Annotated in this window: 22 protein-coding genes; 16 read left to right on the top strand and 6 right to left on the bottom strand. The window is 60.3% G+C overall.

Annotated features, from left to right (window positions below):
* The 3 genes from gatB to ACIQTS_RS07745 all read left to right on the top strand — a co-directional run bounded on the left by gatB (position 1) and on the right by ACIQTS_RS07745 (position 3193).
* Positions 1–1509, top strand: a complete 1509-nt coding sequence (gene gatB / locus ACIQTS_RS07755) for an Asp-tRNA(Asn)/Glu-tRNA(Gln) amidotransferase subunit GatB (RefSeq protein ID WP_402472473.1) — start codon at positions 1–3, stop codon at positions 1507–1509.
* Positions 1510–1654: 145 nt separating this feature from the next.
* On the top strand, positions 1655–2587 hold the full coding sequence (locus ACIQTS_RS07750) for a hypothetical protein (protein ID WP_402472470.1): 933 nt from the start codon (positions 1655–1657) through the stop codon (positions 2585–2587).
* 63 nt (positions 2588–2650) lie between these two features.
* Positions 2651–3193 (top strand): GrpB family protein, encoded by a 543-nt coding sequence (locus tag ACIQTS_RS07745; protein WP_402472467.1) that lies wholly within the window; start codon positions 2651–2653, stop codon positions 3191–3193.
* Here the strand turns inward: ACIQTS_RS07745 and ACIQTS_RS07740 are convergent.
* Positions 3147–4094: a GlxA family transcriptional regulator gene (locus ACIQTS_RS07740; RefSeq protein ID WP_402472465.1), complete on the bottom strand. Its 948-nt coding sequence runs from the start codon at positions 4092–4094 to the stop codon at positions 3147–3149. The two genes, ACIQTS_RS07745 and ACIQTS_RS07740, sit on opposite strands and share 47 nt — an antisense overlap.
* 70 nt (positions 4095–4164) lie before the next feature.
* Here ACIQTS_RS07740 and ACIQTS_RS07735 point away from each other — a divergent pair, with 70 nt between their 5' ends.
* The 3 genes from ACIQTS_RS07735 (at position 4165) to ACIQTS_RS07725 (ending at position 5662) form a co-directional block, all read left to right on the top strand.
* Positions 4165–4740 carry a cysteine hydrolase family protein gene (locus ACIQTS_RS07735; RefSeq protein ID WP_402472462.1) on the top strand — a complete coding sequence of 192 codons (576 nt, stop codon included), beginning with the start codon at positions 4165–4167 and terminating at the stop codon, positions 4738–4740.
* Between the two features lie 89 nt (positions 4741–4829).
* Positions 4830–5369, top strand: coding sequence for a GNAT family N-acetyltransferase (locus ACIQTS_RS07730; protein WP_402472460.1), 540 nt, complete (start codon positions 4830–4832; stop codon positions 5367–5369).
* Between the two features lie 119 nt (positions 5370–5488).
* Positions 5489–5662, top strand: a complete 174-nt coding sequence (locus ACIQTS_RS07725) for a hypothetical protein (RefSeq protein WP_402472457.1) — start codon at positions 5489–5491, stop codon at positions 5660–5662.
* 26 nt (positions 5663–5688) lie between these two features.
* Here ACIQTS_RS07725 and ACIQTS_RS07720 read toward each other — a convergent pair whose 3' ends face one another.
* The gene (locus tag ACIQTS_RS07720; RefSeq protein ID WP_402472454.1) at positions 5689–6162 is read right to left on the bottom strand and encodes a DUF664 domain-containing protein; all 474 of its coding nucleotides are present in this window, start codon (positions 6160–6162) and stop codon (positions 5689–5691) included.
* A 63-nt stretch (positions 6163–6225) separates the two neighbouring features.
* Between ACIQTS_RS07720 and ACIQTS_RS07715 the strand changes: the two genes are divergently transcribed.
* From ACIQTS_RS07715 to ACIQTS_RS07705, 3 genes are all read left to right on the top strand, one after another.
* The gene (locus ACIQTS_RS07715; protein ID WP_400290249.1) at positions 6226–7149 is read left to right on the top strand and encodes an aminoglycoside phosphotransferase family protein; all 924 of its coding nucleotides are present in this window, start codon (positions 6226–6228) and stop codon (positions 7147–7149) included.
* Between the two features lie 142 nt (positions 7150–7291).
* Entirely contained in the window at positions 7292–7936 is a 645-nt protein-coding gene (locus ACIQTS_RS07710) for an isochorismatase family protein (RefSeq protein WP_402472452.1), read from the top strand.
* Between the two features lie 97 nt (positions 7937–8033).
* On the top strand, positions 8034–9308 hold the full coding sequence (locus tag ACIQTS_RS07705; protein WP_402472450.1) for a low temperature requirement protein A: 1275 nt from the start codon (positions 8034–8036) through the stop codon (positions 9306–9308).
* 26 nt (positions 9309–9334) lie between these two features.
* Here ACIQTS_RS07705 and ACIQTS_RS07700 read toward each other — a convergent pair whose 3' ends face one another.
* Both ACIQTS_RS07700 and ACIQTS_RS07695 read right to left on the bottom strand, forming a co-directional pair.
* Entirely contained in the window at positions 9335–9988 is a 654-nt protein-coding gene (locus ACIQTS_RS07700; RefSeq protein ID WP_400290256.1) for an HAD family hydrolase, read from the bottom strand.
* A 55-nt stretch (positions 9989–10043) separates the two neighbouring features.
* On the bottom strand, positions 10044–10490 hold the full coding sequence (locus tag ACIQTS_RS07695; RefSeq protein WP_332503593.1) for a MarR family transcriptional regulator: 447 nt from the start codon (positions 10488–10490) through the stop codon (positions 10044–10046).
* 114 nt (positions 10491–10604) lie between these two features.
* Here ACIQTS_RS07695 and ACIQTS_RS07690 point away from each other — a divergent pair, with 114 nt between their 5' ends.
* Together ACIQTS_RS07690 and ACIQTS_RS07685 are read left to right on the top strand one after the other, a co-directional pair.
* Complete coding sequence (locus tag ACIQTS_RS07690; RefSeq protein WP_402472446.1) at positions 10605–11786, top strand: MFS transporter; 1182 nt, start codon at positions 10605–10607, stop codon at positions 11784–11786.
* A 44-nt stretch (positions 11787–11830) separates the two neighbouring features.
* Entirely contained in the window at positions 11831–12661 is an 831-nt protein-coding gene (locus ACIQTS_RS07685; RefSeq protein ID WP_402472443.1) for an aldo/keto reductase, read from the top strand.
* Positions 12662–13101: 440 nt separating this feature from the next.
* On the opposite strand, the gene ACIQTS_RS07680 is transcribed toward ACIQTS_RS07685, so the two are convergent.
* On the bottom strand, positions 13102–13467 hold the full coding sequence (locus tag ACIQTS_RS07680; protein ID WP_105657172.1) for a hypothetical protein: 366 nt from the start codon (positions 13465–13467) through the stop codon (positions 13102–13104).
* Positions 13468–13815: 348 nt separating this feature from the next.
* On the opposite strand from ACIQTS_RS07680, the gene ACIQTS_RS07675 reads away from it, so the two are divergent.
* Positions 13816–14778 carry a carbohydrate ABC transporter permease gene (locus ACIQTS_RS07675; RefSeq protein ID WP_332595285.1) on the top strand — a complete coding sequence of 321 codons (963 nt, stop codon included), beginning with the start codon at positions 13816–13818 and terminating at the stop codon, positions 14776–14778.
* Between the two features lie 154 nt (positions 14779–14932).
* Here the strand turns inward: ACIQTS_RS07675 and ACIQTS_RS07670 are convergent, their stop codons facing one another.
* Positions 14933–15844, bottom strand: a complete 912-nt coding sequence (locus tag ACIQTS_RS07670) for a LysR family transcriptional regulator (protein WP_105657174.1) — start codon at positions 15842–15844, stop codon at positions 14933–14935.
* Between the two features lie 135 nt (positions 15845–15979).
* On the opposite strand from ACIQTS_RS07670, the gene tdh reads away from it, so the two are divergent.
* The 4 genes from tdh (at position 15980) to ACIQTS_RS07650 (ending at position 20843) form a co-directional block, all read left to right on the top strand.
* Positions 15980–17032 (top strand): L-threonine 3-dehydrogenase, encoded by a 1053-nt coding sequence (tdh, locus tag ACIQTS_RS07665; protein WP_105657175.1) that lies wholly within the window; start codon positions 15980–15982, stop codon positions 17030–17032.
* Positions 17033–17063: 31 nt separating this feature from the next.
* Positions 17064–18263: a glycine C-acetyltransferase gene (locus ACIQTS_RS07660; RefSeq protein WP_402472437.1), complete on the top strand. Its 1200-nt coding sequence runs from the start codon at positions 17064–17066 to the stop codon at positions 18261–18263.
* 70 nt (positions 18264–18333) lie between these two features.
* Complete coding sequence (locus tag ACIQTS_RS07655) at positions 18334–19350, top strand: LacI family DNA-binding transcriptional regulator (protein ID WP_402472434.1); 1017 nt, start codon at positions 18334–18336, stop codon at positions 19348–19350.
* A gap of 134 nt (positions 19351–19484) precedes the next feature.
* Positions 19485–20843 carry a carbohydrate ABC transporter substrate-binding protein gene (locus tag ACIQTS_RS07650; RefSeq protein WP_332498754.1) on the top strand — a complete coding sequence of 453 codons (1359 nt, stop codon included), beginning with the start codon at positions 19485–19487 and terminating at the stop codon, positions 20841–20843.
* Positions 20844–20845: the final 2 nt, after the last annotated feature.

Below are 20845 nucleotides of genomic sequence, written 5' to 3'. Positions count from 1 at the left end.
ATGAGCAACTACACCGATGAACTGGTCGACTTCGATACGGCGCTGGATCGCTACGACCCGGTCCTGGGCTTCGAGGTCCACGTTGAGCTGAACACCAAGACCAAGATGTTCTCCGACGCGCCGAACGCTTTTGGCGATGCCCCGAACACCAACGTCACCCCGGTAGACCTGGGCCTGCCCGGCGTGCTGCCGGTAGTCAACAAGACCGCCGTGGAGTACTCCATCCTGATCGGCCTGGCACTGAACTGCCAGATCGCGCAGAAGTGCGGCTTCGCCCGCAAGAACTACTTCTACCCGGATACCCCGAAGAACTTCCAGACCTCCCAGTACGATGATCCAATTGCCTTCGACGGCTACCTGGACATCGAGCTGGAAGACGGCGAAGTCTTCCGCGTCGAGATCGAACGCGCCCACATGGAAGAAGATGCCGGCAAGCTGACCCACATGGGTGGCGCTGCCGGGCGCATCCAGGGTGCGGACTACTCGCTGGTTGACTACAACCGTGCTGGTGTTCCGCTGGTGGAGATCGTGACCAAGCCAATTACGGGTGCCGGCAAGCGCGCTCCCGAGCTGGCCAAAGCCTACGTGGCCGCCGTGCGCGAAATCGTGAAGAACCTGGGCGTTTCGGATGCCAAGATGGAACGCGGCAACGTGCGTTGCGATGCCAACGTCTCGCTGATGCCCAAGGGCGCCCAGAAGTTCGGCACCCGTACCGAAACCAAGAACGTGAACTCCCTGCGCGCGGTGGAGCACGCCGTGCACTTCGAGATCGAGCGGCACGCAGCGGTGCTGGATTCCGGGGCGAAGATCGTCCAGGAAACCCGCCACTGGCATGAGGACACCCGTTCGACCACCTCGGGCCGCCCGAAGTCGGATGCCGATGACTACCGCTACTTCCCGGAGCCGGATCTGGTGCCTATCGTCACCACCGCCGAATGGGTCGAAGAGCTGCGCGGCCGCCTGCCGGAACCGCCAGCCGAGCGCCGCAAGCGCCTGAAGGCCGAGTGGGGCTACGCGGATAAGGAATTCCGCGACGTGGTCAACGCCGGTGTGCTCGACGAGATCGAGCAGACCATTGCCGCTGGCGCCAGCGCCGCTGTGGCCCGCAAGTGGTGGATGGGCGAGATCGCCCGCCTGGCCAAGGCCGCGGACAAGGACATCGCCGATCTGGGCGTGAGCGCTGCGACCATCGTTGAGCTGAACTCGCTGATCGAGGCGAAAAAGATCAACGACAAGATCGCCCGCCAGGTGCTGGAATTCGCCATCGCCGGCGAAGGCACCCCAAGCGAAATCGTCGAGAGGCGCAGCTTGGCTGTGGTGAATGACGATGATGCCTTGGGCAAGGCCGTGGATGATGCCATGGCTGCCATGCCTGATGTGGTCGAGAAGATCAAGGGCGGCAAGATGCAGGCCATCGGTGCGCTGATGGGCCCTGTCATGAAGGCCACCCGCGGACAGGCCGACGCCGGCCGCGTGCGCGAAATCGTGATGGAGAAGCTGGGACTCTAGTCCCCGGACTCCAAACCCTGGCGCCAGCCTCGGACTTCCAATCGTGAAGTCCGAGGCTGGCGTTTTTTTAACAAGCATTACGCGCAAGCGGTCTTGATGGCACAAGTTTTTATGAGTCGTTTTTATATTCAGTTATCATCTAAACATGATCAATGCATCTCGTGGAGCAAGAATTTTCAGCACGGTGGCCGCGGTTGGGCTGCTGCTCACTGGGTGCAGCGAACCAGAGCCGGACCTGGAATCCTCAACGCCAACGGTAGTTCCTTCGCCGAGCAAGGAAGAACCTGGGATCGAATCCCTGCGAGATGCGGATCTTGGAAACGCAACCTGGATGGATCCGATGGCGCTCGATGGCAAACCCTCGAAGATCCGTCTTGAGAATTCGAAAGCCAGCGATGAATTCAACAGCTATGAGCTGGGCAAGATAGTCTACGCGGATCTGGATGGCGACGGCGTAGACGATGCCGTCGCATCGTTCATCAGCACGTCCGGCAATGCCTATTGGGAGCACTTCGTTGCCTGGGTTGCGACGGAGGAGGGGCCAGTCCAGGTTCCCGGCGAGATCGCTTATTCGCATAATTGCGGATCCACCGTTGCGAGCGTGGTGCCAGCCACGCAGGGCGTCAAGGTCACTGAGTACCTGCGCAGCGATTTCCAGAATACTGCCTGCGCGGAAAATGGCCCGCTGGAACAGGTTCGAACGGTAGGCGTAAAACAGTATTCCGGCGATGACCAGTACTACCTCGTGCGCACGGACGCTCTTGGAGGCGACGGTGGATACTGCCACCCGGAGGCAAAGGGCGACACCATTTCCGTGTCGATCCCCGTCTATTCTGCCCCGAACGCCAGGAGCGAGATGCCTCTGGAAGATCAAGAAATGATGGGCTACCTGGCCAGACCGGAAGCCATGGAAAAGGTCACCGACGATGAACAGTGGATGCTGGGCACGGTGCTGATCAGGGATGGGCAAGCGGAGTCGGGCATGCAGCCGCGCTGCGCGTGGATGCCGACGATGAAAAACCCGCTGCATACCGACGGGGAAGCGGTGCTGGGTGAAAACGGCCAGCCGGCTGGATAGGGCGAAGTGGAACCTGCCTGGAATCGCACCTTCCGGCTTCTGTCATCGAGGCATACTGGATAGATGAATAGCGAATGGTTCGATAAGCCCGGTGGTGAACCTGTCCATCTTGTCGAGCATGATCCGTCGTGGGCCGACCAGGCCGCTGATTGGATGCTGCGCATCAAGGCCGCCATTGATCCTGCCGCGGCATCTGCAGAGCATATCGGGTCGACAGCAGTTCCGGGCCTCATCGCCAAACCAGTTCTCGACCTCCAAATAGCTGTTCCGGATATTTCAGAAGAGTCCGCGTACCGCAGCGGCCTCGAAGCGCTGGGGCTTGTGCTGCGGCAACGGGAGACCGGCCATCTCTTCTTTCGTCCGCCCGCGGGAGAGCCCCGAACAGTGCATGTTCACGTGTGCCAACTCGGTTCGGTCTGGGAACGCGAGCATCTGGTGTTCCGTGATCGACTGAGGGAAGACGCCAATATTGCTACCGCATATGCCGAGCTGAAACAGGACTTGGCCACGAGGGTCGGGGATGACAGGATCGCTTATGCGCGAGGCAAGGCGCAATTCATCAAGGACGTTGTCGACGGAAAGTCGCTGCATGGCCGGTCGGCGTGATCCCCAATCGCGACGAGAAATGCTTGCGCAGCAGATCATCAGAAGCAAAGCCAACCTGACGGGCAACGGCGCCAACCGACAGGTCGCTTTGTTCCAGTAGGCGTTGGGCCTCGCTGACTCGAAGATCATTGAGCCATGCAATAGGTGTTGTCCCGACCGCGTCTGAGAACCACCGGTGAAAAGTCCGTGGTGACATTGCGCAGACCGCTGCTAGTTGTTGGACGTTCCATTGCCGTTGAAGATCTTGGCTGACTGCCAGATGCAGTTGTTCAACTGACGGCGATGAATTCCCAGGGATGCTGGTATCCGCGTATTGCGCTTGGGTTCCCGGTCTGAAAATAGGGGTGACCATGGCCTTCGCGATAGTTTCTGCAGCGCTGGTTCCCCAGTCCAGACGTACTAGATGGAGTAATAGATCAACTCCTGCGGTGACTCCAGCCGAAGTCCATACTTTGTCCTCGCCACAATACAAATCCCTCGACTTGACGTTGACCTCTGGATAACGCCTTGCAAGTTCATTGGCAAAACGCCAGTGGGTCGTCGCGCTTCGCCCATCGAGCAGTCCTGCAGCGGCGAGTGTGAATGCGCCGGTACACAATGAGGCGACAAGGACCCCGGAGGAAGCAGCTCGTGCAACTGCTGCCACTTCCTGCGGGTGAGGTTCTGCGAGCGGATTCTCGCTTCCTGGAACCACCATCATGTCGAGTTCCTCCACCGAAGCAAGCGGATGTGTGCGCCGTATTGAGCGAACCGGGTCAAGAGCGGTGACCGTGGTTGCTGCGAGGATTCGAACTGCGGGCCGGGGGAGACCACGGTCGGTTCGGTCGTCGTACACCTCACGTGCAACTTCGATATCAAATGCTCGACGGCCCGGCCCAATTAGAATCTCCACAATGGACATGGCGCAATCTTATCGAACCATGTCATTTATGCCACTGGTTGGGTTCCTCGATCCCTGATGAAGTAGAAGCATGATGACAAGTACAAAGACCGCAGTGATCGTGGTTGACATGCAACAGGGTTTCTACGACACCTCATGGGGCCCGACAACCAACTACCCGCAATGTGAGAACAACGTTGATCGGCTTCTCTTGGAGTGGTCTCAAAAGAACATGCCGATAGTGATCGTCAGGCACGATAGCCGAAATTCGGACTCGCCCTTGTTCGTGGAAAGTCCCGGCAATAATCTTCACGAATCGGTGCAAGCGGTCACCCCTGATCTGTTCGTAACCAAGTCAGTGAACTCATCATTTTATGGCTCCCCGGATTTGGGCCAGTGGCTGAGGTCCAATCAGATCAAAAAGATCGTGGTTTGCGGAATCCAAACCAACTTGTGTGTAGAAGACACCGCCCGGATGGGCGGAAATCTGGGATTTGACATCATTGTGCCTCTCGATGCCACACGAACATTTGATCTGGCAGGACCTGACGGCACGGTAATACCGGCAGCCACTCTGATGCAGGTCACGGCGACCAATCTTCACGGAGACGGCTTTGCGCTGGTGGTTTCGACGCGAGAGATTCTGGATTCATTGAAAGCGGCCTGACATGGAAGCAGATATTCGGCCGGGTGCTGTCGCCACCGGATTCATGTTTACGCTGACTGGATCCGGCATGTCTTCTATAGGCTTGCCCCATGAATATCTCGTTCACAGCAATGGCACCGGAAGACAGCAGTGCCATCGCCGCTTTTCTATCAAGCAACAGCTTCCCATTCCATGTCCGTCGGAACTGGACAGAGCCGGAGCTGAGACGACTAGTCGATAGCGGACGATATTGGAACAGCGAGAGCCAAGGATTCTGGATTATTGGCGACGGAGAATGCTTGGGAATGGCAGTACTCGAAGATCTGGAAGACGACACCCCCATGCTTGACCTGCGCTTGGCGGAAAAGTACCGGGGATCAGGCCTGGGTACCCTCGTACTGAGGGAATTGACCGCCAAGGTGTTCACTGATTTCCCCGGCACCCTGCGCTTCGAAGGCCAAACCAGGGAAGACAACTTCGCGATGCGCAAGACTTTTCTTCGCGCCGGATTCCTCAAGGAAGCGCATTACCGGATGGCGTGGCCCACCGGCGACGGGCGCCATCTCGCCTCGGTTGCCTACGCGATCCTGCGCCAGGATTGGGAATCCGGGACCACTACCCGCTTCGATTGGGAAGATCTGGACCTGTGAGCGGCGCGCGGTCCTGCGGCATTTGATTTGGTGCCTCTGGCGAATGCGCACTGATCCTGCTAGGGTTTCACACCAAATCAACTACCGCTGAGCGGTAGAAGGCTTCTAGGAGGGTAGCCATGGCTGCATGGCCCAGAATCGCGGCGCTGGCCATGCTGCTGGCCGCCATGGTGGCATTGGTAGCATTCCAGTGGCTTCCAGCTCTCTTGTTCTTGCCTGCTACAGGAGCCTTGCTCGTTTGGGACAGCTCAGCGCGCGGACGCTCTTCAGGCTCCGGGAAAGGCCATGGGTAGGTTAACTGTGACCTGCCGGATGCCTTTCACGACGCGTCCTTGGCCAAGTGATCCCGGGTGATTTCCAGATGCCCCAAGTGCTGGCAGAGCTCTTCGAGCACATGCAGCAGCACGCCCTGGCAAGTGGCCATCCAGTATTCGCTCTCCCTGCCTGGCGGGGCCGCAACGGGAGCATCATTCATGGCCGTGAGCGCCAGGTCGTTGGCGAACGCCTTCCTGGCCTCATGCGCCAGTTGCAGGGCAGCCTCCTTGTCCATCACCGCGGTGAACTCGGCGGCCCGATCGCGGGGGACCTCGATGCCGAGATTGACCGTGGAAGACCAGCGGCGCATCATCCCGCAGCAATGCAGCACCAGCTGCACCGGCGAATTGCTGCCGTGAACGGGCAGGGCGCTATTGGCTTGTTCCTGCGGAATGCTCGCCAAGGTTTCGGTAAGCTGGTCGAATTTCTCCAGCAGGAGCGTGGCGAGGATCTGCTCGCCGGGTGCAGGGGAGTCCATGCACCGATTCTAGAACGATTCGCGCGGCAGGGTGAGCCATGCGGGGTGCACTAGCATTGAGCAATGACTTCTTCTGTCTCCACGGATAAGGGAATGCCGCCAGCCGAAGTTGAAATTGACGCGGAGCTGGTCAGGCACCTGCTGGTTAGCCAGGCGCCGCACTGGGCGAACCAGGACATTGCCTATCTGGCTACCGGGTGGGATAACGAGGTGTACCGGCTGGGTGCTGAGCTGGTGGTGCGCCTGCCGCGCCGGGAACTAGGCGAGGCCATTGGACTCAAGGAACGGCGTTGGCTGCCGCAATTGGCCGCCGAGACCGGCCTGCCCATCGCCATGCCGGTCTTCGTTGGACGGCCCGCACCGCAGTACCCCTTCACGTTCTCCATCTGCCCCTATGTCCCGGGCCGCAGCGCCGCGACGGTGGACCGCCGCAGGCGCGATGGCTACGCCGGAGAATTCGCGCAGTACTTGTACCGGCTGCACCAGCCTGCCGGAGCCGCGGCGCCAAGCAGCGAATTCCGGGGCGTGGGGCTGGCCGCACTCGATGCGAAAACCTGCGGCCAGATTGCGGCGCTGGACTCCCCGCTGCGAGGTCCGGCGCAGGCCCTCTGGTCCCACGCATTGTCCGCCGCGCCGCATGATAAGGCATCGCTGTGGTTGCACGGTGATCCGCATCCGCACAATACGGTCATCACTGAGCAGCACGGCCGCTGCCAGCTAGCGGCGCTGATCGATTTCGGGGATTTGTGTGCCGGGGACCCGGCCTCGGATCTGGGCATGCTGTGGATGCACTTCAGCGCCGAAGCCACCGCCTCGGCTTTCGAAGGCTACGGCGCCCAACCGGGCAGCGACCTGTGGCAGCGGTCCAGGGGATGGGCGCTGCGCTACGCCATGCTTACCGCAACGCTTACCGAGGAGGATCCGCTGGGCCGCATCGGGCGCCAGACGCTGCGACTGCTGCTCGCCGGCGGCCAGTACCGGAAGTGAGCAGCAACCGGCCGGCGCGGATCGGGATTCTTGGAAGTGACCGGGGAATTGCTCCGGGCACTGGCCGGGCCCGGTTGCCGGCGATAGCCTGAAGCCACGCACGAAGTTTCTTGCAACTTCATCGATCCATGAGGAGCTGGACATGCCCAAGAAAACCTCGCCGGAACCGGTTCGCGATCAGCGCGCAGATCACTTGCTCACTCCGGAGAATTGCGTGCTGGCGTTGATCGACTTCCAGCCCGAGCAGTATGGCACGGTCACTTCCACCACTCGCGAGCGGATCGATCTGAATGTCGTGGCGCTTTGCCGGCTGGCTACGGAGTACGGGATTCCGGTGGTGCTCTCGACCGTGGGCGTGGACATGGGAGTCAACCAAGGCACCGCGCAGGTGATCAAGGACGAGCTGCCCGGGGTCAAGGAAATCGACCGCAGCGGAGTCAACGCCTGGGAGGATGCCGAGTTCAGGCAGGCCATCGAAAGCAGCGGCCGGCGCAAGGTGGTCATGGCCGGGTTGTGGGCCGAGGTCTGCCTCGCCTTTCCCACCCTGGACATGCTTTCCGAAGGCTACGCGGTCTATCCTGTAGCCGACGCGGTGGGCGGCATATCCCAGGCGGCGCACGACTTCGCCTTCGAACGGATGATCGCCGCCGGCGCCCAGCCGGTCACGGCCATTTCCTTCGGAGGCGAGCTCATGCGCAACTGGGCCCGCGATGATTCGGACAAATTGCGCAAGATCATGCGCTGGTACTTCCCGCTGAAGCATGAACTGGATTCGGCTGGGAAGTAGGCCCCGCGGATTTGCCGAGGCGTCAACGCGATAATTCCAGCTGGCGGTTACCTATTCTTGTGAATGTCCTCCGTTGAGTTTTCGAGAAAGCCGCACGATGTCCGCCAGCACGGCTCTTGATTTCTACCAGCACGGCCTGCACCGCATGCGCGGACGCGATCCGCAGGAGCAGAACCGGACCGCCACCACCTTGGAACTGTTCTTCGACCTGACGTTTGTCACGGCCTTCGGAATTGCCGGCAGCGAGCTGGCCCACGGCATCGAGGTGGGGCACTATGCGCCGGCCATCATCTCCCTCGCCATCGCGTGCTTGTCGATCATCTGGGCCTGGGCCAATTACGCGTGGCTGGCCTCGGCCTTCGACAACGACGACTGGCTGTTCCGGAGCCTGACCTTGGTGCAGATGGCGGGCGTCATCGTGCTGGCGGTCGGCATCCCGATGATGTTCGCCTCCATCGATCAGGGGGCGGTGCTTGATGCCAATGTGATGGTCGCCGGCTACATCGTCATGCGCGTGGCGCTGATCGGGCAGTGGCTGCGGGTGGCCCGGCACGATCCGCAGCACCGGATGTCAGCGCGCGGCAATGCTATCGGGGTGGGCATTGCCCAGCTGGGCTGGACCTCATTCCTCTTCCTTCCGCTCTCGCTGGTTCCGGCGTTGTGCTGCCTGGCGGTCTTCTGGATCATCGATTTCAGCGCACCGCTGATTGCGGAGCGGGTGGCCCGTTCCCATGGCGAATCGGGTATTCCCTGGCACGCCCACCATCTGGCGGAACGCTATTCGCTCATGTCGATCATTGCCCTGGGCGAATGCATCGTGGGAACCTTGGCAGCTGCCCGGACGATCTCCCAAGGGGCGAACTGGAATTTCGAGAGCATCGTGGTGGTCGCCGCGGGCGTGCTGATTTCTTTCTCGCTGTGGTGGGCGTACTTCCAGCTGCCCTCCGGACCGGTGCTCCATTTGCGGCGGGACAAGGCCGCGGCGTGGATCTTCGGGCATATTGCGCTTTTCACGTCCATTGCCGCGATCGGCGCCGGGCTGCACACCATCGGCTACGCCTATGATCCCGAAGCCGCTACCGACCCAGTGGTGGTCATCGTGGCTCTGGCGATTCCGGTTTTCGCCTTCATGGTCATCATTACCCTGCTGCTGACCTGGTTGCTCGGTGCCCCGATGTTCACCTGGGCGCATTTGCCCACGTTCCTGATGCCGCTGGCCGCGGCCGGGCTCAGCCAGCTGGGCGTTCCGGTGTGGGCCTGCTTGCTGGTGCTGCTGTGCTCGCCGCTGACCGTGATCATCGTCTACGAGCTGGGGTATTGGCGCAAGCTGGCAGTATCCCTGGACAGGGTCCTGGTCCGGCCGGCGGGGTAGCGGTACTCGATCAGCCCAGCCGGCAATTATGCTCCGGAAGCCATGCCGGGCAGTGCGTCCATGCTGCTGAACACCTGGGTTGCTCCGGCCGCGCGCAGCAGCTCGGGCGAAGTGCTCGTGGGTCCGCCGTTGGAATAGCCGTACACCGTCGCGCCGGCCGCGATCCCGGCAGCCACCCCGGTGGCCGTGTCCTCGATAACCAGTGCGCCAGCTGGGTCAAGGCCCAGTGACGCGGCTGCGGCCAGGTAGACATCCGGTGCCGGTTTGCTGCGTGGGCATTCCATGCCGCTGAAGACCCGGTCTCCGAAGTACTCGGTGAACCCGGCCAGGGCCAGCTGCATTTCGACCTTGGCCCGGTCTGCGCCAGTGGCGCAGGCAATGTTCTGGCCGTAGACCGCCGAAATCTGCTTGACTGCTTCCAGCGCTCCGGGGATCGGCTGCAGCTCGGAGCGCAGCGCTTCGTCGCGGCGTGCGCGGAACTGGCTAATCCACTGGTCGTCGATGCGGAATCCGGTCTGGTCGAGGATGGGTTGCCACTGGTCTTTCAACGCCTTGCCGATGAAGATCTCGATGCATTGCTCGGGGCTGATCTCCCAGCCCAGCTCGATGAGCATCTGGCGGAGCACGGAATTGGTGATGGACTCGGAATCCACCAGGACGCCATCGCAATCGAAAAGCACGGCGGAAAATTTCGGATGCAGCAAGGACGGTCCCTTCCAAGGATTCAGCAATTGGCTACGCGGCAGAGAATTCGTGGAGAATGCGGGCCAGCGGCGCCAGCTCGGGCTGCTCTTCTGCCTGCTTCAACACGCGTTCCAGCGTGGCATCGTGAATGGGCTTGGCCTTCTGGTACAGCTCGTGGCCAGTGGCAGTGAGCTCGGTGTAAATGCCGCGGCGGTCATCGGCGCACAGCACCCGCGAGAGCAGATTGCGGTCTTCGAGCCTGGTAACCAGTCGCGTCGTTGCGCTGGGGCTCAGTGCCGTGGCGCGGGCCAGCTGCGCCATGCGCATATGCCAGCCATCCTGACGATTCAGGGCATCCAGAAGTGTGTACTCGACCACAGAGAGCCCCACTTGCGCCGTCAGGTCCTTTTCAAGTGCAGTATCGATTAATCCGTGCAACGACGCCAAAGTGCGCCACCCTCTTGCCCGAATTTCGACAGCATCATCTGCGATTCCCATCGGTTCCTCCAAAAGTACTTGCTTGCGCTGGTTAGTTGCGTGTGCAACGATAGTGTTCATCGCGCAATAACAAGCGTGTGCAACTAATTTATCTAGTCTATCAGGAGTAACGCTATGCCGCTCGGTCTTATTGCGTTGGCCATCGGTGCCTTCGGCATCGGGCTTACCGAATTTGTCATCATGGGCTTGTTGCCGGATGTGGCGGCCGACTTCGGCGTCAGCGAGGCCGCAGCTGGCTGGCTCATTTCCGGATACGCATTGAGCGTGGTGGCCGGCGCCCTCGGCCTGACCGCAGCCACCGTCCGCTGGCCGCGCAAGCCGGTGCTCGTCGGTTTGCTGGTGCTTTTCATCATCGGCAACTCGCTTACCGCGATGGCAGCAACGTACGAAGTGGCCATGATCGGCCGCGTCATTGCTGCGCTGTGCCACGGTGCCTTCTTCGGCATCGGCGCGGTCGTGGCAGCCGACCTGGTCCCGACCAACAAGAAGGCTGGCGCCATTGCCATCATGTTCACCGGGCTGACCGCGGCCAACGTACTGGGTGTTCCCTTCGGTACCCTGCTGGGGCAGCATTCCGGCTGGCGCTCGACTTTCTGGGCCATCTCCGGCATTGGCGTTATCGCCCTGATCGGCATCCTCGTGCTGGTGCCAGCCATCAAGCACGCAGCCGAAGGCATCTCCCTGCGCAAAGAACTCGGGGCCTTCACCTCGCTGCAGGTCTGGCTGTCCCTAGGTGTCACGGTCCTTGGCTACGGTGGCATGTTCGGCGCCTTCACCTACATCGCCTACACCCTGACCGAGGTCACCGGATTCAACGAGACCAGCGTTCCGTGGCTGCTGATGCTCTTCGGCGCCGGCCTGTTCGCAGGCAACTGGATCGGTGGCCGCATGGCTGACAAGAGCATCGACCGCACTCTGCTCATCTTCATCTCGGCACTGCTGGTGGTCCTTGTCCTCTTCGGATTCTTCGCGAGCAACCAGATCGCCACCGTTATCGCTTTGCTGCTGATGGGCGGCTTCGGCTTCGGAACCGTTCCCGGTCTGCAAAGCCGCATCATGCAGTACGCCGGCAATGCGCCGACCCTGGCATCCGGCGCCAATATCGGTGCGTTCAATGTCGGCAACGCGCTGGGCGCATGGGCCGGCGGCCTGGGCATTGCGGCAGGCCTGGGCTACACCTCGCCGATCTGGGTCGGCGCACTGATTACCCTCGTCGCACTGGTCGTTATTCTCCTGGCCATGGGCTTGGCCAAGAAGTCTTCGGCAGCATCACCCCAGCTGGTTACAGCTGGCTAATCCACAGTTTTGTTCAGTCCCCAACCAATTTCTAGGAGTTAGACATGACTACCCCCATTCCAACCATCACGCTGAACAATGGCGTTGAAATGCCTCAGGTAGGTTTTGGAGTCTTCCAGGTTCCCAACGAAGAGACCACTGCTGCAGTGAGTTCAGCGCTCAAGGCCGGCTACCGCAGCATCGATACCGCCGCGATCTACGGCAATGAGGAAGGCATGGGCGCAGCACTGGCCCAGTCCGGCATCGCCCGCGAAGACCTGTTCATCACCTCCAAGATCTGGATCGCAGACATGGGATACGAGCAGACGCTGGAAGCCCTTGATGCAAGTCTTGAGCGCTTGGGCCTGGACTACCTGGACCTGTACTTGATTCACTGGCCAGCCCCGGAAAAGAATCTCTACGTTGAGACGTGGAAGGCGCTGGAAAAGCTGTATGCAGAGAAGAAGATCCGCGCCATCGGGGTTTCCAACTTCCAGCCCGAGCACCTGGAGCAGCTGGTCGCCGAAGGAACCATCGTTCCGGCCGTGAACCAGGTGGAACTCCACCCTGCCTTGCAGAACCGCGAAGTCGTTGCAGCTAACGCGCAGCACGGCATCGTCACCGAAGCATGGAGCCCGCTGGCTCAGGGTGCAATGCTCAGCGACGAAACCATCGTGGGCATCGCTCAGGCACATGAGGTGTCCGCGGCACAGGTCATCCTGCGCTGGCATCTGCAGCAGGGCCGGGTGATCATCCCGAAGTCTGTGACTGAATCACGCATCATCGCCAACTTGGACCTGTTCGGCTTCGAATTGACCAGCGGCGAACTTGCAAGCATTGATGCCCTTGATCGCGATGGACGCACCGGCCCAAACCCGGACACCTTTAACGGCTGATTTGATGACAACAACCTAGATGCTGCCTGTGCCCTCAACTGGCCGCGGGCAGCATCTATGGCTTGGATAGTCCGAGGATTTGTTCGGATGTGGACTTTCTGCACTGGCGCCGGCTGGCCACAAGCATTATGGAGTGACGGACGACTATGCGTCTGATACAGCTATACGGCGGATCGTACAGTTTCCATTGATCAATGCTCTGCGGAAAAATGTAGGTAGAAATCATGTTTCGCCCGTCGGCCAGCTATACAGTCAAATGGAGACAGATCGGCGACGCGTGCTGTCTCCGGTTCGGCATCCTGCTGGTACGGCAAATTTTTTTCTGCCGCAGTCACGGTTGGAGAACGCAACGGCGCGTACTTGCTTGAGAATCATGCCTATCAGCGCCGTAAGTTCGCCTTTGGAGATTTCGAATGCCGAACTTGCAACTGCAGCGGGCGTTAGTTCGCCACCCCGGAGATAGCCACGGCGAGGACTCCACCCGTTCCCTCACCGAGGATGCCGTTGAATTGCACCGCATCGACCTGTGCCGTAGACAGGATCTCTGAAACCGATACGTTGTTCTCCTCGCCATTGCAGATGACTTCGACAGTATCGTTGCCGCTCCAACTGGACCCAGTCTGGGTAGCGAATCCGAGTCGAAGCGTTCCCTCTCCGAAGCAACTGACGCGGATCCCCGTGATCCGGGCGCCGGAGTCATAGTTGAGAACGATGCCCGAATCAGTATCTCCCGGAGTACCTTGGCCAACGCGCAGGGTGCCCCCACCGAGGGATCCCTTTGCAGACGTGGCTGCCTCCAGGAACATACTTGCCTCGTTTTGTGACTGATTCCAATCGACCTCAGGCATCGACGAGCAAGAGGCCAACCCGATAATTAGGACAGTTGGCATGATGACCGGAGAAAGACGTTTAACCATTTGAAGCCATACTATCAAGGTGACTGAAGAATGAAACTTTGGTGTAATCGGACTGTCAGAGCTACGGCACGGCTGGTGTTTGAACGTGTTTGGTTTTAGGCGCACAATGTAGAAAGTTCAAAGGCCGTGAATCTGGGCGCGCTTTGTCTCAAAGAGGTGACGTACGCTGGGAGAGGTTGGATCCGCTCAGCCTTTACCCTACCTGGCGACGGAGCGCCCGCGTCGAGGATCCGATTCATGAGCGTCCATGTAGATTCGAAAATAAGTACTTCTACCGCGCAGGACCGCAATCAGTCTGAGACGGGCTCGACGATTGCTAAATCCAGACTGGGAAAGCTCGTATCCGTGAAACCGGTTCAATCAAATCGTGAAACTACGTTGTTGAGTCGGCTGATTGTCACTATCGTGTTGGGATGCTTTGCGATTTATTTCCTAGCACCAATATGGTGGTTACTGGTGTCGGCTTCAAAACCGATGGGCGAGCAGTTTGCTGCTCCAGGTTTTTGGTTCAACGGAATGCACCTGGGGAACAACATCGCCGAGTTGTTGGCGGCACGCGACGGAATTTTCCTGCGGTGGATTATGAATTCCGTATTTTATGCCGGGATCGGTGCCCTGGTTGGGACGTTACTGGTATCGATGGCTGGCTATGCCATGGCCAAATACCGCTTTCGTGGACGCGAAGTAGTTTTCAGTGTGGTGCTAGCAGCGGTACTAATTCCCAAGATTCTTTTCACTTTGCCCCTGTACCTCATGTTTTCAGAGCTGGGATTGATCAATAATCCATTGGCTGTCCTGCTGCCCAGTATCGTCAGCCCCTTCGGTGTATACCTTTCGCGAGTCTTCGCCGCGCAGTCCGTACCTGACGAAGTAATTGAAGCAGCGCGTCTTGACGGGGTAAGTGAAGTTGGGATCTTCTTCCGCGTGGGTGTGCGCATGATGACGCCCGCGCTGGTGACCATCTTCTTGTTCAATTTTGTAGAAATCTGGAATAACTATCTGTTGCCTGCAATGGTCATCAATGACTCCTCATTGCAGCCCGTGACAGTGGGTTTGGTGGCTTGGTTTGCTTCCAATGGCAAGGTGCCAATGTCGCTGTTAGTCGTTGGAGCACTGGTTTCCGTGATTCCGTTGCTGTTGCTATTCCTGTTCCTGCAACGCTTCTGGAAAGCAGGCCTGACAGCTGGCGCCATCAAATAAGCGGAATGCCCAAGGCTCGGTATTTTTACATCATTGGTCAGCAAAGCGGCCAGCTCAACGCTCTAGGTTGAGCTGGCCGCCTTGCTGTTCGGAGCTGTCCGGGAAAGTGGAAAAGCCTCCCAAGAAATGGCCTCCAACGCGAACTAACCCGGCGCTAGAGATTTTCGGCCACCAACTTCCGCGCCGTCTCTCTGAGGGCATCGATAACTCGAATAACTGTCGGTCTGTGAAGGTGTTCGGCGCGTACCAGGATGTCGATTTGTCGACCGGATTCCAAGCCTGAAACTGGTCGTAAAGTCACATCCTTGCCCAGCATGGACCGCGAAGTGAAGCGAGGCAAAATTCCCAAGCAATGACTGGCTCGTACCAGTGCGGCTGCCGTGCCGTAGTCGTTGACCCGATGCTCAATTCGAGGAGCCGACCCCGACAACGCGGCGATGGTATCGAGCACATCAGCCGGCGAGAATCCTGGGCGGGAGACCACCCAAGGCTCTTCGATAACTTGAGCTGGCGAGAGACTTTCAAACCGTGCCAGTGGATGATCTTGATGCACAGCAATATCTAGGGGTTCGAAGGCCAATGGGATTACGGAAACTCTGTCGGCAGGCCAGGCCTCGGTATGCGGCATTCGGTGAGCGAGGACCAGATCATATGTAGAAGTTAGGGCCGGAAAATCTTGTTGTGAAACGTCTTCATCAAAGAAACGCAAGGGCGGCAGGTCATCATCACCGGAATTCAGTAACGGCGCGAAGATCGTTTGGCCAATGGAATGAAATCCAGCGATGAGTACCGGTTGGGCAAAGTTGCCTTCATAGTTCCTGATCTTGGAGTCTGCCTCGGCGAGAGTTGAAGCAACCTGGGCGCTGGCTTGTGCCAAGATCCTTCCTTGGCTGGTGAGTACTAGCCGCCGTCCCTCTTTCTGTGTCAGTGGCACAGGGAAATTGCGCTGCAGTTGGGCCAAATGCTGCGAGACCGCCGAGGGCGAGACAAAAAGGGCCTTCGCCACGGCGTTGACGCTGCCCAAATCCGCGAGTTCACGCAGAATCCTCAACTGATGCAATTCCATGAAGTAAATTCTAAATCGTTGGATCAGTAAATCAGTGATCTTCTAAGGTGTTGTACCGTGCTGTCGGGTGCGACACTTGAAGCGACCCCATGTCTGTGTTGCGCGCACCCAGGTGCCCAATCCAAAGGAACCCGCATGAAAGCACTGTACAAGTCCGGCCCGCACGCGGGGCTGGAACTCGTTGATCGCCCAGAACCAGAGACCGGCGCCCACGAGGTCAAGATCCGCGTCATGACCGCCGGAATCTGCGGCACCGATCTGCACATCGAAGCCTACGATGATGCAGCCAAGGCCATGATCAACACCCCGCTGGTTCCGGGCCACGAGTTCTACGGCGAGGTCGTGGAAATCGGCGACTTCGTGCACGGGGTCAAGATCGGCGACCGCGTCTCGGGTGAAGGCCACGTTGTGTGCGGCCTGTGCCGCAACTGCCGCGCCGGACGCAAGCAGATGTGCATCAACGTCGATTCGGTAGGCGTGCAGCGTGACGGCGCATTCGCCGAATACGTGGTGATCCCCGAAAGCAATGTCTACATCCACCGCGATGAGCGCATCACCCCACTGCTCGGCGCCATCTTCGATCCGTTCGGCAATGCCGTGCACACCGCACTGCAGTTTCCGATGGTGGGCGAGGACGTGCTGATTACCGGCGCCGGACCCATCGGCCTGATGGCCGCGGCAGTGGCCCGCCACGTCGGCGCCCGCAACATCGCCATCACCGATGTCTCCGAGCAGCGCCTGGAACTGGCCCAGTCCATGGGCATCGATCTGGCCGTGAATGTCGCGACCACCCGCATCAAGGAAGCGCAGCAGAAGCTGGGCATGGTCGAAGGCTTCGACTACGGCATGGAAATGTCCGGGCACAAGACCGCCCTGCCGGAAATGATCGAGAACATGAACCATGGCGGCAAGATCGCCATGCTCGGCTTGCCCAGCACCTCGATCGACATCAACTGGGGCAAGGTTGTCACCCACATGCTGACCCTGCGCGGCATCTACGGCCGCGAAATGTTCGAGACCTGGTACGCCATGAGCGCCATGCTCACCTCCTCGGAGGTGATGCGCGAGCGCATTGCCTCGGTGGTTACCGACTTCCTGCCGGCCACCGAATGGCAGCAGGGATTCGAAGCTGCTCGCAGCGGGCACGGCGGCAAGGTCGTGCTCGACTGGACCGTTTTCTCAGGCTAAGAATTTCCCGCATCAACAAGGAGCATTTGCAATGTACACGGATCTCAAAGACCAGCTTGCCGCCGAATTGGACGAGCTGAAGTCCTCCGGCCTGTTCAAGGCAGAACGCCACATCGACTCGGCCCAGTCCGCTTCCATCATGGCCGGCTCGCTGGGCGACGATGCACGGAAGGTGCTGAATTTCTGCGCCAACAACTACCTGGGCTTGGCCGATAACCAGCAGATCATCGACGCGGCCAAGACCGCCATGGATGAGCGCGGCTTCGGCATGGCCTCGGTCCGCTTCATCTGCGGCACCCAGGACCTGCACCTGGACCTGGAAGCCAAGCTCTCTAAATTCCTGGGCACCGAGGACACCATCTTGTTCTCCAGCTGCTTCGATGCCAACGGCGGCGTGTTCGAATCGCTGTTCGGCAAGGAAGACGCCATCATCTCCGATGCGCTGAACCACGCCTCGATCATTGATGGCATCCGCTTGTCCAAGGCCGCGCGCTTCCGCTACGCCAACCAGGACATGGCCGACCTGGAAACCCAGCTGCAATCCGCCGCGCAGCTCAACGGCGGGGCGGGCGCCCGCCGCACCATCATCGTCACCGATGGCGTCTTCTCCATGGACGGCTACCTGGCTCCCTTGGAGGCCATCTGCGATCTGGCTGACAAGTACAACGCGCTGGTCATGGTCGATGACTCCCACGCCGTGGGCTTCATGGGCGCCACCGGGGCAGGCACCCCGGAGCATGCAGGAGTCTCAGACCGCGTGGACATCTACACCGGCACCTTCGGCAAGGCATTGGGCGGCGCCTCGGGCGGCTACGTGTCCGGCCGCGGCGAGATTGTCGCGATGCTGCGCCAGAAGGCCCGCCCGTACCTGTTCTCCAACTCGCTGGCTCCATCGATCGTGGCTGCCACGTTGAAGGCGCTGGACCTGGTGGTGGACTCCGGGGACCTGCGCGAGAAGCTCTTCGAGAACGCTGCGCACTTCCGCCGCCGCATGACCGAAGAGGGCTTCGAATTGCTCGACGGCGAGCACGCCATCATTCCGGTGATGTTCGGCGACGCGGTCAAGGCCGCAGAGGTCGCAGGCAAGATGCTGGAGCAGGGCGTCTTCGTCACGGCCTTCAGCTTCCCGGTAGTGCCCAAGGGCGCCGCGCGCATCCGCGTCCAGCTTTCTGCCGCGCATTCGGCTGAGGATATCGAGGCCTGCGTGCAGGCATTCGTCGCCAGCCGCTGACCCAGGGGGATTGCCCGCCGCCGTGTTTCAATAGGGATGACGAGTTGGAATAACCAAAGGCGGTGGGCTCATGGCCACCAGGAACGACGTGGCGCGCTTGGCCGGCGTATCTCCTAGTACCGTGTCCTACGTGATCAGCGGCCGGCGCACCATTTCCGAGGCGACCAAGGCCAGGGTCCTGGCGGCCATGCGGGAGTTGAACTACACCCCGGATGCCTTTGCCCAGGGCCTGGCCGGATCGCGCCGGGGCATCCTTGCCCTGCACTTTCCCACCAGCGTGGACGGCTATTCTTCCACCGAGTTCGAGTACGTCACCGCCGCCATGGAGCGTGCCCGCGCGCTGGGCTACCACATGCTGTTGTGGTCCAACCCGATGACCGATGCCATGGGATTGGAAAGCCTGGTCGGGCAGAAGCTGGTGGCCGGGGTGCTCTTGATGGAAGTGTCGATCAATGACCCGCGCTTTGATGTCCTGCGGCGCGCGGGCATTGCCTTTGCCTCCATTGGCCGTCCCGATGACAGCGCGGACCTGTCCTATGTCGATAATGATTTTGCCCAGGCCGGGCGCATCGCGGTGGATTATTTGGCGAGCCTCGGCCACCAATCCATCATGTACATCAACGTATCGGTGGAAGACCAGGAAGCCGGCAACGGCCCGGCCGTCCGCACGGCCCGGGCCATCTGCGATGCCGTGCGCGATCGGGGCATGGCGATGCAGGAAGTGCCGGTGGAAAACAACGCCCGCGGCGGCCGCGCGGCGCTGGATGCCTATCTGGAACTGCACCCGCGACCCACTGCGGTGCTTGCGCTCAAGGAGTTCGCCACCGCGGGATTTGTCAACGCCGCTGGCCTAGCTGCGTTGCGGATCCCCGATGACCTCTCGGTGATCGCCCTGGGGGTCGGGGACCGTTCGGCCGAGATGGTAGCCCCGGCGCTGACCACGGTGGCCCCGCCGGGGGAGGCCATTTCCCATGCGGCGGTGGACGCCCTGGTGCAGCAGATCGAGGGACGCTCCCAAGCGCCGGTGCAGCAACTGATCGCGCCGCTGATGGTGGTCCGGGACAGCTCGGGCCCGGCACCGCAATGACCTGCCCGCGCCAATTTCTCCACGGTGTTCACCCATAACTGTTGACGCGCGTCGATGACCTGCGTCACTATTGAGGGGATCACTCGTGCCAGGCCGCCTCATCCGGCAGGGCATTACCCAACGTGGAGGGCATCATGACTAAAGCAAAACGTGGGCTGAAGTTCGCGCCGGTTATCTCGGTGGCAGCAATCGGCCTGCTCCTGGCCGGTTGCTCGGGCGGAGCAGACCCCAATGACCCCAACGCCTCCGGCGGCGGCGAAGCCCAAGTGGGCCAAGCCGACGGAGTCGTCGATATCTACGGTCCGGTCACCGGCATTGAAGCCGAACTGCTGGAAGAATCCTGGGCCAAGTGGTCCGAGGAGAACGGCATCAAGATCCGCTACACCGGCGACAAGAACTTCGAATCCCAAATCGGAATCAAGGTCCAGGGCGGCGACACCCCGGACCTGGCCGTCTTCCCGCAACCCGGCTTGCTGCAGGCCACCGTGGCCCAGGGCAAGGTGCAGCAACTTCCCGAGGCAGTCCAGTCTCAGCTGCAGAGCAACTGGTCCGAGGACTGGCAGAACTACGGCAAGGTCGATGGGGTGCAGTACGGGGTGCCGCTGATGGCCAGCGTGAAAGGCTACATCTGGTACTCGCCCAAGCAGTTCGAGCAGTGGGGCTTGAGCGTCCCGGAAACCTGGGATGAAATGACCACCCTGGGCACCGAAATCTCGAAGCAGACCAATGAACCGGCCTGGTGTGCCGGATTCGCCTCGGGCGAGGCATCGGGATGGCCGGGCACCGACTGGATTGAAGACGCGGTCCTGCGCCAGTCCGGAACCGAAGCCTACGACAAGTGGGTTTCGGGCGATCTGGAATTCACTTCGCCAGAAATCACCAGCGCCTTCGATTCCGTTGGAAAGATCCTGCTGGACCCAGAGCAAGTCAACGCCGGATATGGCGACGTGAAGTCGATCAACGCCACCGCCTTCGGCGATGTTGGCACGGCCGTGGCCAAGGGAACCTGCCCGCTGACCCACCAGGCATCCTTCCTGGAAGGATACGTCCTGGATTCCAAGAACGCCGATGGCGAGAAAGCTACCGTGGCGCCTGACGGGGATGTCTGGGCTTTCGTTGCCCCGCCAGCCAAAGCCGATGACCCCGTATCTGTTGTAGGCGGCGGTGAATTCGTTGCCGCCTTCTCCAATGATGAGGATACCGCCAAGGTCCAGGAATACCTGGCCAGCGCGGATTGGGCCAATAGCCGCGTTGGACTCGGCGGCGTGATCTCGGCGAACTCCGGGCTTGATCCGGAGAACGCCAGCAGCGACCTGCTGCGTTCCGCTGTTGAATTGCTGCAGGATCCGAACACCACTTTCCGCTTCGACGGGTCTGATCTGATGCCCAAGAGCGTCGGCTCCGACTCCTTCTGGAAGGGCCTGGTGGACTGGATCGATGGCAAACCGACCAAGGAAGTGCTTGAAAATATCCAGTCCGGCTATGACTCCTAGTC

The organism is Glutamicibacter sp. NPDC090743 (assembly GCF_044769125.1).
Taxonomy (GTDB): Bacteria; Actinomycetota; Actinomycetes; order Actinomycetales; family Micrococcaceae; genus Glutamicibacter.
Note: the sequence above shows the minus strand (reverse complement) of the source record. Positions and strands in the feature narration are given on the sequence as shown.